At 61.7% G+C, this 12,047-nt stretch carries 11 protein-coding genes; 3 read left to right on the top strand and 8 right to left on the bottom strand.

The annotated features are described in order from the left end of the window. Window positions 1–16: 16 nt before the first annotated feature. Entirely contained in the window at window positions 17–1,321 is a 1,305-nt protein-coding gene (locus tag SJQ66_RS19290; protein WP_024902795.1) for an efflux RND transporter periplasmic adaptor subunit, read from the bottom strand. A 434-nt stretch (window positions 1,322–1,755) separates the two neighbouring features. Between SJQ66_RS19290 and SJQ66_RS19285 the strand changes: the two genes are divergently transcribed. Together SJQ66_RS19285 and SJQ66_RS19280 are read left to right on the top strand one after the other, a co-directional pair. Continuing rightward, the gene (locus SJQ66_RS19285; protein ID WP_024902794.1) at window positions 1,756–2,424 is read left to right on the top strand and encodes a TetR family transcriptional regulator; all 669 of its coding nucleotides are present in this window, start codon (window positions 1,756–1,758) and stop codon (window positions 2,422–2,424) included. A gap of 202 nt (window positions 2,425–2,626) precedes the next feature. Further along, a complete protein-coding gene (locus SJQ66_RS19280; protein WP_320535174.1) occupies window positions 2,627–3,799 on the top strand; it encodes an XdhC family protein in 1,173 nt (390 codons plus the stop codon). Between the two features lies 1 nt (window position 3,800). On the opposite strand, the gene SJQ66_RS19275 is transcribed toward SJQ66_RS19280, so the two are convergent. The 6 genes from SJQ66_RS19275 to SJQ66_RS19250 all read right to left on the bottom strand — a co-directional run bounded on the left by SJQ66_RS19275 (window position 3,801) and on the right by SJQ66_RS19250 (window position 8,807). After that, window positions 3,801–4,268 (bottom strand): carboxypeptidase-like regulatory domain-containing protein, encoded by a 468-nt coding sequence (locus tag SJQ66_RS19275; protein ID WP_024902792.1) that lies wholly within the window; start codon window positions 4,266–4,268, stop codon window positions 3,801–3,803. 4 nt (window positions 4,269–4,272) lie between these two features. Then, on the bottom strand, window positions 4,273–4,407 hold the full coding sequence (locus SJQ66_RS19270; RefSeq protein WP_260843803.1) for a hypothetical protein: 135 nt from the start codon (window positions 4,405–4,407) through the stop codon (window positions 4,273–4,275). A 16-nt stretch (window positions 4,408–4,423) separates the two neighbouring features. Beyond that, the gene (locus SJQ66_RS19265) at window positions 4,424–5,980 is read right to left on the bottom strand and encodes a DegQ family serine endoprotease (protein ID WP_024902791.1); all 1,557 of its coding nucleotides are present in this window, start codon (window positions 5,978–5,980) and stop codon (window positions 4,424–4,426) included. A gap of 121 nt (window positions 5,981–6,101) precedes the next feature. After that, the gene (locus SJQ66_RS19260; protein WP_046152754.1) at window positions 6,102–7,481 is read right to left on the bottom strand and encodes an ATP-binding protein; all 1,380 of its coding nucleotides are present in this window, start codon (window positions 7,479–7,481) and stop codon (window positions 6,102–6,104) included. Between the two features lie 7 nt (window positions 7,482–7,488). Beyond that, window positions 7,489–8,247: a response regulator gene (locus tag SJQ66_RS19255; RefSeq protein WP_082102551.1), complete on the bottom strand. Its 759-nt coding sequence runs from the start codon at window positions 8,245–8,247 to the stop codon at window positions 7,489–7,491. Then, a complete protein-coding gene (locus SJQ66_RS19250) occupies window positions 8,247–8,807 on the bottom strand; it encodes a nucleoside 2-deoxyribosyltransferase (RefSeq protein ID WP_081764848.1) in 561 nt (186 codons plus the stop codon). The genes SJQ66_RS19255 and SJQ66_RS19250 overlap by 1 nt, the downstream gene beginning before the upstream one ends. Window positions 8,808–9,015: 208 nt before the next feature. On the opposite strand from SJQ66_RS19250, the gene dacB reads away from it, so the two are divergent. Continuing rightward, window positions 9,016–10,761, top strand: a complete 1,746-nt coding sequence (dacB, locus tag SJQ66_RS19245; protein ID WP_320535173.1) for a D-alanyl-D-alanine carboxypeptidase/D-alanyl-D-alanine endopeptidase — start codon at window positions 9,016–9,018, stop codon at window positions 10,759–10,761. A gap of 59 nt (window positions 10,762–10,820) precedes the next feature. Here the strand turns inward: dacB and SJQ66_RS19240 are convergent, their stop codons facing one another. Next, window positions 10,821–12,047, bottom strand: coding sequence for a 5-(carboxyamino)imidazole ribonucleotide synthase (locus tag SJQ66_RS19240; RefSeq protein ID WP_024902787.1), 1,227 nt, complete (start codon window positions 12,045–12,047; stop codon window positions 10,821–10,823).

The raw sequence follows: 12,047 nt of genomic DNA, 5'->3' as shown, positions 1-12,047 counted from the left end.
GGGTCAGCCCCTGTCTTTACTTTGCTTCGGACGCGGCGGATGCCGGTGCGGCAGACGATGCACCCGAGGCCGGCGACGTGACAATGACGCTCGAAGCGGCCATGGCGGCGGCGCCGTCCTTGCCACCCATTGCACCACTCGTGTCTTCCAGATCCTTCGATGCCGGCGGCAGCTTCGCATCCACCGGCTGCACCGTCGCGCCCGGCTGGACCTTCTGCGTACCTTCCACAATGACGCGATCACCCGCTTGCAAACCACCGGTCACCACCCACGATGAACCCAATGCCTGCGACGTTTGCAACGGACGCATCTGCACCTTGTTGTTCGCATCCACGACCATCGCGATCGGCGCGCCCTTCTGGTCATGCGTGACGCCCTGCATCGGCACGACGAAGGCGTTGTCGTTGATCGCCTGCTGAATACGTGCGCGGACGAACATGCCCGGCAAAAGATCGCGCTTCACATTCGGAAATACCGCGCGGACCGTGGTCGTACCGGTGCCTTGATCCACCGACACGTCGGTGAATTCGAGCTTGCCGACGTCCGGTAGCGTAGTGCCATCCGACAGCACGACCTGGACCTTCGCCGCATTTGCGCCGGCTTCCTTCAGCGCACCGGTTTCGATACTGCGACGCAGGCGCAGTAATTGGTCGCTCGACTGCGTCAGGTCGATGTACACCGGAGAGATTTGCTGCACCAGCGCCATGTTCGTGGCGGCGCTGCCTTGCACGTACGCACCCTCGGTCACCAATGCCGAACCAATGCGGCCACTGATCGGCGCACGGACCGTGCAATAACCCAGGTTGATTTCCGCGGTACGCACGGACGCGCGACCGGACTCGACATCGGCCTTGTCCGAGCCCAAAGTCGCCAATGCATCGTCGTATTGCTGCTTGCTGACCGCATTTGCAGCAACAAGTGTCTTATAACGATCGGCTTGTGCCTGGGCCGAGCGCAACGTCGCTTCCGCCTTTGCCAACGTGGCCTTCGCGCTCATCAGCGAAGCCTGATATGGAGCGGGATCGATCTGGAAAAGGATCTGACCGGCTTTCACTTCCGCGCCTTGCTGGAAATAACGCTTCAACACGATGCCGTCCACGCGCGCATGGACCTCGGCCACCAGGTACGACGACGCGCGACCCGGCAATTCCGTGTTGACCGCAACGGCCTGCGGCTGAACCGTTATCACACCAACTTGCGTCGGCGGTTGCTGCCCACCGGCGCCGGGCGGTTGCTCCTTCTTCCCGCACGCAGCGAGCGTGAGCATTATTGCCCCCGAAGCGGCGCAAATAAGACGGTACTTGACCCGATCAACGCGCATGGAACGACCTCTGCCTAAAAAATGTTCTTAAAAACCGCTTTTCTGTCGCCGCCAACATAGCGGCCTTACCGATCTATCGCGTGAGAGCCTACTGGCTTTCGCAGATCTCGGCATGACTACGCCCATGACCCTATTAATATCAGGGTTTTCATCCTCTCCATTCTGACTTTGTAAGCAATTCCTCACTTACCCAGGCCAGGCGCGGCGGCATCGTAATTTTAAAAAACGCTTTCAAAACAGATGTCTCGTCGCGAAGTGGATGCTATTATATATACATTCAGTAATGTAGGTATTACAGTGCATTTAATTCCTGGTGGCAAAACGCCGCAGGACGTGCATTCGGAAGCGTGGTAGAGACTATCGCCGGCGCAAGGGCAAGACTCCTCGACCATTTCCTATCCTCTCCCCTTTTTCAAGACCCGCGCAGGCGCGACATGGCCAGAAGAACGAAAGAAGAAGCGCTGGAAACCCGCAACCTCATCCTCGATACCGCGGAACGCATGTTTTCAGAGCGTGGCGTGGCGCATACGTCGCTGGCGGACATCGCCACCGCAGCCGAACTGACCCGTGGAGCAATCTACTGGCATTTCAAAAATAAGTGCGAATTGTTTGTCGCGATGGTGGATCGCGAACTGCTGCCAATGGATGAACTGATGGCGGAATCGATCGATGCCCGCGAGCCGGACCCGCTCGGGCGGCTACGCACCATCCTCGTTAAATGCCTGCTGGATATCGCCCACAATCCGCGGCGGTGCACCGTGATCGAAATCATGCTGTTGAAGTGGGAACATACGGTCGACATGCAACCGGTGATCGACCGCAAGCGGGACAACGTGAAGCGGACGGTAGACGTGTTGCAGCGCGCGATAGCCAATGCGATCGCTAAAGGTCAATTACCGAACACATTGGACACCACGTTTGCCGCAAATTTTCTTCATTCGCTCATTCTTGGCGCACTGACCGATCATGTCGCAGGCTACAGCACGTGCACCCTGCTCAACGACGCACAGCGACTCATTGACAGCTTCCTGGATATGTTGCGCTGCTCCCCGGCATTGCTACGTCCGAGTCAGTTGGAAACGCTGGACGTGGGACCCCGCTGACGCGTCGGCCGGTTGCCGCAAGATGGCGGAAGCGGGTCGTGCGGATGGTTCCACCTAGTGGCGGGCGCGAAAGTTGCTCTGCATGTCGGCTTGTATTCGCCATGGACGGCAACGGCTTCACGCCGATACTTGGGCCGGTCGCCCCGGACCGGCCCACCGGTCGGCCGCAACCCTCACTTCACGATAGATGCGGAGTCTTCGAATGGACAATGTCGATCTGAGCGTCATCGAGACTGCGGAACAATGGCGTGTCGACGGCCGTAGGGTGGTTTTGGGCACGGTTGTGCGGACGTGGGGATCGGCACCCCGGCCGCCGGGATCAATGGTCGCCATCCGCGATGATGGGGTGATCACTGGCTCCGTCTCTGGTGGCTGCATCGAAGATGATCTCGCGGATCGTGCCGTGCAAGGCATGTTGTGCGCAGAGAACGGTCTGCCATCGATAGTGACCTACGGCGTCCATGCCGAAGAGGCACGGCGCTTCGGATTGCCGTGCGGGGGCACGCTGGAATTGGTGCTGGAGCCGGTGACGGAACGCAGCCTGCTCGCGACACTGATCGACGCATTACGCCAGTCCGCACCACCTCGCACCATCGATGAAATAGCCTCGGCGGCCACTGCGGCGCTATCGTTTCGACGCACCGTGCTATATCGCGACCTGGACATGCGCACCGGTGCGGTGACATTACGAGACAGTGCACCGGACATCGAAAAGCACGCCGCCCGACACGCCCAGACAGGCGATTTCGCTTTTAATGGGGAAACGTTGACAACCTTGCATGGCGCCGCTTATCGCATGGTGCTGATCGGCGCCGGTGAGATCTCGGCGCATCTTGCTCGCATGGCCATCCCACTTGGCTATAACGTCATCGTCTGCGAGCCTCGAGAACACCATGCCGGTTCATGGGACGTGCCGGGCGTGATGCTAACGCGTGCGATGCCGGATGATGTGGTGCTGGGAATGGGCATGGACGCGCGTACCGCGGTCATCGCCTTGACACATGATCCGAAACTCGACGATCTGGCGTTGATCGACGCGCTGCAATCCGAGGCATTCTACGTCGGAGCGATCGGTTCACGTCGTCACCGCGACCAGCGGATCGCGCGCCTGGCGCTGTTCGATGTGACACCGGCACAGCTGGCGACGTTGCACTCGCCGGTTGGCCTCTATCTCGGCGCGCAGACTCCGGCTGAAATTGCCGTCTCGATCCTGGCCGAAGTCACGGCGTTTCGTCATAACGTTCCGGTCCTGCAGTCGCATGCGATTCGGGCCCGCGCAAAGGTGCCATATGCAACTTGTGACGAGCCCGAAATCAACGGTGCGGCGTGCGCTTCGATGCGGCCGGACGATACTGACTCAACCGGGTCAAGATGACTTACTGGTGTTTCCAACTAAAGCTGGCGCGCGCGTGACCCTTGTCCGTCACATTGACCGCGCGAGTTTGCTCCTTGCCTGAATACGTCGCGTGAACCGTGTAATGACCAGGGCGCAGGCGTACCAGCATATAAGGGCCCTTGGCGGAGGTTTCGAGAACGGTCCCGCCCTTCGCATCGGTAATTTTCACTGCAACGTCGGCAACAAAGTTACGGTCTCCGCCGATAAAGGTCAATGACAGCGGCCAGTGCGCCGATGCTTTCTTGATCGCATCGGATTCGTCTTTCCCCACGCCCCCGGACAGGAACGTCACGTCGCCTTGCTGCGCGGCGGCCGGCAAGCTGCCTTGATCGGCCGATTGCGCATGGACCACCGGCGACAATACCGACAGCGTGGCGGCCAGCGAGATGGCCAATGCGCCCACACCCTTCATCCAGGCAGGGGCAGCCATTTTTCTCTGTTCAGCCATGTGTTTATTCTCCTTTATTGGTGGCGTGGGCCGCATGCCGGCAAACCGCCGCGGCCAGATGGACAGCCGCTTCCCCATGCAAGACCAATGCCAGGACGATATCGAGGAAAGCGGGCGCATCCACTTTGGACACGCCCACGACATACGACGCTACATCAGTTATTGCCTGCCGCGCCCAGGTCAACCGGGACAAAGATCTGCGAATCGTCCCGTTGAATCAATAACGCCACGCTGTTGCCCGCCCGGGCAATCCGTTCACGGAGCTGTGCCACCGTGGTCACAGGAGACCCATTGATGGACAGGATCACGTCACCCGGTTGAATGCCGGCATTCTCCGCCGCACCTACCGCTTGCTGCACCAGCAGGCCACCGCTCACCTGCGCCTGATCGCGTTCCTGCGGTGTCAACGGCCGGACCGACACACCCAGGCGTCCTTGCGGCTGGTCGGTACCAGCGGTCGACTTCGATTCGGCATCCTTGGCTCCCAACTTGCCGACGGTCACATCAATCGTCTTGCGCGCCTTGTCGCGCCAGACGACGATGGTGGCATGCGCGCCAGGAGCGATGTTCGCCACTTCACCCGGCACGGCAGTCGAATCCTCCACCTCATGGCCGTTGACCGACAGAATGACATCGCCCGGCTTGATGCCTGCCTTTGCAGCGGGACCACCCGGCTCTACCGACGCCACCAGCGCGCCGTTCGAATTCGGTAGACCGAACGAATTTGCGAGCGTCTGGTTCATTTCCTGAATCGTCACACCGATCCGGCCACGGCTGACATGACCGTCCTTCACCAGGGCTTCCTCGACCTTCATCGCCACGTCGATCGGGATCGCGAACGACAGCCCCTGGAAACCACCGGTCTGGCTATAGATCATCGAGTTGATACCAATGACCTCACCATCGAGGTTGAACAGCGGGCCGCCGGAATTACCCGGATTCACCGGCACATCGGTCTGAATGAACGGCACATACGTGTCATCAGGCAGCGAGCGCGACTTGGCGCTGATGATCCCCGAGGTTACCGTGTTGATGAAACCGTACGGCGAGCCGATGGCGACCACCCACTGGCCCACCTTGCTCTTGTTCGGGTCCCCGATCTTCACGATCGGCAAGTTCGTTGCGTCGATCTTCAGCACGGCGACGTCCGTGGGTTTGTCCACGCCGACCACCTTTGCGCGGAACTCACGTTTGTCTGTCAACTTCACCGTCACGACATTCGCACCGTCAACCACGTGGGCATTGGTGAGGATATACCCGTTCGAATTGACGATGAAGCCGGAACCCAAACTCATGCTTGGTTCGTCCTGCTGCTGATTCGGCAGATCACCGTAAAAATGCTTAAAGAACTGATAGAACGGATCATCGGGGCTGATCGGCAACTGTTGCTGCGACTGCCCGCGACGCGACGATGCCCGTACCTCATGCTTTGCGCTGATGTTCACGACCGCCGGACTGTAGGTCTCGGCCAATCCGGAAAAATCAGGCACGCCGGTGCGCCGTGCCGCTTCCGCCGGCATCAGCGGCGGCTCGCTCGGCGTCTGGGCCGTCGGCGCCGCGGGTGCCGGTAAGGTCACAGGGGCGCTAGGCGCCGCATGCGCAGGCTCGACAAAATCGGTTTCGTAGTGATGCGTGCCGGCAAGATAGCCGCCTGCCACTGCCAACGTGAGTACGCTAGCCAGTGCGGTGCGTTTGAATGTCCGTTCCTTCATCGTCGACTCCCCTCGTTCCATTGAGCATGTACTTCGCTTGTTTAGAAGCGTACGGGCAAGCGCTTAAATGGATCTTAAGTAAGGTAGGAGAAACAGTGAATGACCGGGAAGTTGAGACGATTCACGCCGATGTTGGTATGTGCAGCCGGACGCGCAGCCCATTGGGCGCGCGGTCCGCGAGGGTAACCGTCGCGCCATAGCGGTCCGCAATGCGCTTGACGATGGCGAGCCCCAGTCCGCTACCCTGGGGATTCATCGGATTATCCGCCTGCATGGCGTCCGGTGATCGATAGAAGCGATCGAAGACGCGTGTTTTTTCCGCATCCGCGATGCCGGGGCCGGTATCGACGATTTCCAGCCAGGCGCCCTCGTCCCCAGGTCCGAGCGATACATCGACCCGGCCTCCGCTCGGCGTGTACTTGACCGCATTGTCGAGCAGATTGCCAATCAGCACGCGCCAGTCATCGGCATCCCCGATGATTCGAACGCTCTGCGCCTCCGCCAGCCCCAAATCCACGCCCTTATCGATGGCGAGCGGCGCCAGCAGGCCAACGCACGATTCCGCCAGGACACGTAGGTCCGGATGCGACGGGGTGCCCAGTGCAGGCAATGCGCCGCTATCGGGCAGCACCGCCGCGTTTTGCTCGGCGGCATCGATGCCCCGCGTCGGCATGTCCGAACGCGCGAGCAACAGCAACTGCTCCAGCAGGCGCGTCGCCCTTTCCACTCCGTGTTTCAGGTCAGCCAGTGCTTCCCGCCGCGACACGTCGTCGTCCGCGCGTTCGAGCAGTTGGGTCTGTATCCGTAACGCTGCCAGCGGGGTCCGCAATTCATGCGCCGCATCGGCGACGAAGGCTTTCTGGTTGTCGAACGCCACGTTGAGCCGCTGTAGCAAACCGTTCAATGCCTGTACCACTGGACGGATCTCCGGCGGCAATTTTCGCTCGGACAACGGATCGACCGCCTCTGGCTTGCGTGCTTCCAACACCTTCGCCAAACGGGACAACGGCCGTAAGCCGCGCCCCACGCTCAGCCAGACGGCAATGCCCATGACGGGCAGCAGCACGACTAAGGGCCAGACGGTGCGCCAAGCCGTTTCAGCGGCCAGGAGGCTGCGTACCGCCATGGGCTGCGCTAGTTGCACCACGTTGTCGCCGACGATGGCGCTATAGACGCGCCAATCGCCGCTGGGGGTGTGTTCGGTGGAAAACCCGAGCTCAGCGCGAGGCGCCAGTGGCGAGCGCGGATGCGAGTAATAAAGCTGCGCGCCATCGCGGCTCCAGATCTGGATCACCACGCCGTCGCTGCTGACCGCGTTGTTCCCAAGCACCGACGAAAACGGTTCCGATGGCAGCGCCGCCGCGGTCTGCTGCAACTGGTAGTCGAACAGCGCGTTGGCCTCGGCCTGCGCTTGCCGATAGATCAGGACGCCAGCCAACACGATGCCGAGCATGACGATGCCCAGCAACCAGAACAACAGAATCCGTCGGATCGATCGCATCGGATGCTTATTCCCCACCATCGTGGCGCGTGGTATCGCCGTCGCGGTGCGGTCCCTTGCCCACGTCCGGTGCGGTGGCGACACGGCCTGCCCCGGTACCGTCCGCACCCTGGCGCGGGATCAGATAGCCCAGCCCGCGCACGGTTCGGATAAAATCAGCACCCAGTTTCTTGCGGAGGGCGTGCACATATACCTCCACCGCGTTGCTGCCGATTTCCTCGCCCCAACCATAGATCTTCTCCTCGAGCTGCGCCTTGGACAACACGGCTCCAGGCCGTGCCGCCAAGGCTTCGAGCAGCGCATATTCACGCGCGGAAAGCGCCACGGTGACACCGTCGACCGCCACTTCGCGGGTGGTCGGATCGATCGTCAGCGCACCAAAACGCATGACCGGATCACCCCGCCCGGCCTGACGCCGAAATAACGCACGCATGCGAGCGGCCAACTCATCGAGATCGAACGGCTTGACGAGATAATCATCGGCACCGGCGTCCAGCCCGCTGACGCGATCCGCAACCGCGTCGCGGGCCGTGCAAATCAACACCGGGACCTTGTTCCCGGACGCGCGCAGACTGCGCAACACGTCCAGGCCGTCACGCTTGGGCAGCCCCAGATCCAGCAGCACGAGGTCGTACTGTTCAAGCCCCAGTGCCGACAACGCCGCGGCACCATCGGCAACCCAATCGGTTGCCCAACCGTCGGCACGCAATGCCTTGCGAACACCATCCGCAATCATACGATCGTCTTCCACCAGCAAGATCCGCATCATTCCCCTCCTGTCGCATCGTGGCGGGCGCGAATCCATCCAGGCGTGAAAGGCACGGTGCAATCCATCAGCACGGCACGCATGTCGATCAGGCAGTCGTCCACATCCCCGTCGATCACGCGGATCGCGCTCGCCAACATCAGGTTGCGCGGCAACGCGAAATCTTCCACCTGCCAATCCCGTGCGTCGCGCCCCGCGGCATCGTGTGGCACCTGTCCGGTAATCGGGGTACGCGGCGCGCCATAGCCCCACACAGGCAACCCCAGCGCCACCGCGTAACCTACTTCGAAAACCGTACCGGAATCCGGCTCGTGACCGCGAAAGTCCTGCAGGTTCGCCATCACTGCGTTGCACGTGCGAAGCAAGGCGATATTGGCGCGGTAGATCGCCATGGCACTGGCGGGCGTGGGCGGCAATGGTTTCGGGTTGTCCGCATCAAGTGGGAAATGCCCATCGAAACCATGCGCGGCGCAACGCGCGCGCAGATGTCGGCCCCGTTCCACCGGATCCCGAAAGAAAACATCGGGCCCGGCCAGATAGAGTTTCAAAGAGGCGGTCATGGCGATGTCGGACTGGCGGACGAAGTGGGAAGTGTAGCGTGACCGCTGCGACAAAGCGCAAAGCCATAACGAAATGTCACGAAAGGAGGCGAAATGCGGACTACGAGCAAGCCACATGTAAGCAAGCGACGGCAACTTATGTCTACAATGTCCGCTCCCGTTTCCGACCGCCGCATGCCGCCGGTCCTTTCAATCGAGTCGATCTTACGTGCTGCGTTTTTCCGGTTTGTCGCCTTCCCACTTTTTTACTGTCACCGCCTCCGCGCTCACGGCGCTTGCCCTGGCCTGCGTCACGCTGACCGTGCCCATCGCCCATGCCGAAACGCCCTCCTCGGGCGGTACCATACCCGGCGCTGCCCGGCACGCGGCTATCCATCGCGTTGTCGCGCATGCGAATTCGGACCACGGCGCGCATATCGTTCGCGTGGCCACGAATGAGGACGCCGCCAAGAAGCGCCGTACCACCGGACGCGCCCGGGCCCGACGTGCGGATCAACCGTCGCCGAAGGCACGTGCCGCGGCGGCGGAATCCACGGCGCGACTGAATGCACGCGCAACCAGTGTGTCCGCCCGTGGCAAGCGCATCGAGGTGCCGGCCGGCCCGTTACCGCCCACTGTCATGCGCGGTCTGGCATTAGGTCACCTCCCGGTGTCGTCGATCAGCGCCCTGGTGATCAGGCTGGACACCGACCAACGGGTGCTCGACTACAACACGCAGCGTCCGATGGCCCCGGCATCGACCATGAAAACGCTGACGACCTATGCCGCCTTGTCCTTGCTGGGTGCGAATTTCCGCTGGACGACATCGGCGTTCGTTGATGGTCCGATCCAGAACGGCGTACTGAACGGCAATCTGTATATCGAGGGCACGGGCGACCCGTTTCTGGTCCCCGAACAGCTGACGGACCTGATCAACCAGATCCGCGCCGCCGGGATCACTCGCATCAACGGCGATCTGGTGCTGGACAAGAACTACTTCGATCCGTCGACGGCCAGCGCGGACATCATCGACGATTCGACCGATGCGCCGTACAACGTTGGCCCGGACGCCTTGTTGTACGCGTTCAAATCGCTGACGATCAATGTCGATCCAGATGTCGATGGCCATGCTCAGGTCACGATCACGCCACCGCTCTCGCAATTGCGCGTGACCAATAATATCCGGCCTTTCCGCGGACCGTGCCGCAGTACCGCCGCCGCCCAGCCGCATATCAGCAATGGCCCCGATGGCACGTTGAACGTCAGCTTCGAAGGCCCGCTGTCCTTGCGATGCGGTCCGATGCAGAACAACATCGCGGTGATGGACCATACGCGCTTCTTCTCGGGCGGTTTCCTCGCCTTGTGGCAACAAGCGGGCGGCACGTTCAACGGTTCGATTCGTGAAGCGACGATTCCCGTGGCGGCTCGTCGCATTGCGGCCCACCAAAGCCCGCCGCTGACCGACATCGTCAAGAGCATGAACAAGGTCAGCAACAACACGATGGCCCGCAATATCTATCTCACCATCGGCGCCGTGGCGTACAAGCCACCGGCAACGTTGGAGGGCGCGGATATCGCCGTCAAGCGCTGGTTACGTCGCAGCAAGATCGGGGACGACGGCATCGTTGTCGATAACGGGTCGGGGCTCGCGCGCGATGCGCGGATCAGTACGGAAACGATGGGCGAGATGCTGCAATCGGCGTTCCATAGCCCGGTCGCCCAACCGCTGATCGACTCGCTACCGACGGTAGGCGTGGATGGCACGATGCGGCATCGCCTGGTGCATAGCCCCATCGCCGGCCATGCGCAGATCAAGACGGGGACGCTGTCGAATGTCCGTGCGATCGCGGGCTACGTGTTTGCCGCAAACGGGCATCCTTATCTGGTCGTCAGCTTCATCAACGACCCGCGCTCATCGCTGGGCGGCGCGGCGCACGATGCGCTGCTGGACTGGGTGTATAACCTGCCGGGCTGACTGGCAGCCGCGCCGCGGTTTCAAACGTGCGGCGCGCGCAAGGCACACGCGCCGCCGATTCAGGAGATGGCCGGCAGCCCCAAGTCCTGCGCGACCTGACGGGCACGCTGTTTCGCAGTGGCGGCGTCGGGCCCGGTCACTGTGACATGGCCCATCTTGCGGCCCTTGCGCGCCTGCTCCTTGCCGTAGAGATGGATATGTACCTCCGGCAGCGCGACGATCATGTCCCAAGGGGGCGTACGCGCCACATCGGCATCCGCCCCCTGAAACCAGATGTCACCCAGTACATTCAGCATCACGGCAGGGGAATGCTGGCGGGTATCTCCCAGCGGCAACCCCGTCATTGCACGGACCTGCTGCTCGAATTGACTCGTCACGCAGGCATCGATCGTGTAATGACCGGAGTTATGCGGACGTGGCGCCATTTCATTGGCCACCAGCGTGCCGTCTGTCAGGACGAAAAACTCGATGCACAACACGCCGACATAGCCGAGCGCCGTGACGATCGTCCGTGCTTGATCGGCGACCTGCGCGGCCAAACGGGCCTGATGCAGGCCATGCATCAAATCCAGACTGGGCGCCGGCACGACGGTCTCTGCAAGAATGCCGTCGATGTGCGTGTTTTGCGCGATGGGATACACCACCGTCTCGCCGTCGGCGCCACGCGCGACCAGTGCCGATACTTCGTAGTCCAGAGACAGGCGTTTCTCCAGGATGCAGGCGGTGCCACCCAATCCGGCGAATGCCTCCCGCGCTTCGCGGACGCTTTCCACGCGGACCTGCCCCTTGCCGTCATACCCCATGCGGGCGGTTTTCAAGATACCCGGCAGTACACCGGTGAAAGCGCCGTCGTCCAACGCATCCAACGCGGCCTGCGACTCGATCACCAAGTGGGGAGCAACACCGACGCATTGCGCCAGGAACTGCTTTTCCGCGATACGGTCCTGCGCGATGGCGACAGCACGGCCGGGGGGGCTGACACGCACCGTCTCGGCGAGTTTGTCCAGCGCCGCGGCCGGGACATTTTCGAATTCGGTGGTCACCGCTTCGCACAATTGCGCAAGCGTGGCCAGCGCGGTGGGATCGTCATAAGCGGCTTGAATGTGGCGATCCGCCACCATGCCGGCGGGGCTGGTCGCATCGGGTTCAAGCACGGCGACCTTGTAACCCATCGCTTGCGCGGCGTGGCAGAACATGCGGCCTAACTGGCCGCCGCCCAGCACGCCGAGCCATGCGCCAGGGAGTACCTTGGGATACGGCTTACGATCTTGCGTGCCGTCCTGCAT

This window comes from Robbsia andropogonis, assembly GCF_034047095.1.
Taxonomy (GTDB): Bacteria; Pseudomonadota; Gammaproteobacteria; order Burkholderiales; family Burkholderiaceae; genus Robbsia; species Robbsia andropogonis.
This window is presented reverse-complemented; position numbering and strand designations above follow the sequence as displayed.

Excerpts from the sequence above, each read along its gene's own strand:
- SJQ66_RS19285 (WP_024902794.1), top strand. The coding sequence starts at position 1,756 with ATGGCCAGAAGAACGAAAGAAGAAGCGCTGGAAACCCGCAACCTCATC.
- SJQ66_RS19280 (WP_320535174.1), top strand. The coding sequence starts at position 2,627 with ATGGACAATGTCGATCTGAGCGTCATCGAGACTGCGGAACAATGGCGT.
- SJQ66_RS19255 (WP_082102551.1), bottom strand. The coding sequence starts at position 8,247 with ATGCGGATCTTGCTGGTGGAAGACGATCGTATGATTGCGGATGGTGTT.
- SJQ66_RS19275 (WP_024902792.1), bottom strand. The coding sequence starts at position 4,268 with ATGGCTGAACAGAGAAAAATGGCTGCCCCTGCCTGGATGAAGGGTGTG.
- SJQ66_RS19290 (WP_024902795.1), bottom strand. The coding sequence starts at position 1,321 with ATGCGCGTTGATCGGGTCAAGTACCGTCTTATTTGCGCCGCTTCGGGG.
- SJQ66_RS19250 (WP_081764848.1), bottom strand. The coding sequence starts at position 8,807 with ATGACCGCCTCTTTGAAACTCTATCTGGCCGGGCCCGATGTTTTCTTT.
- SJQ66_RS19240 (WP_024902787.1), bottom strand. The coding sequence starts at position 12,047 with ATGCAGGACGGCACGCAAGATCGTAAGCCGTATCCCAAGGTACTCCCT.
- SJQ66_RS19260 (WP_046152754.1), bottom strand. The coding sequence starts at position 7,481 with ATGCGATCGATCCGACGGATTCTGTTGTTCTGGTTGCTGGGCATCGTC.
- SJQ66_RS19265 (WP_024902791.1), bottom strand. The coding sequence starts at position 5,980 with ATGAAGGAACGGACATTCAAACGCACCGCACTGGCTAGCGTACTCACG.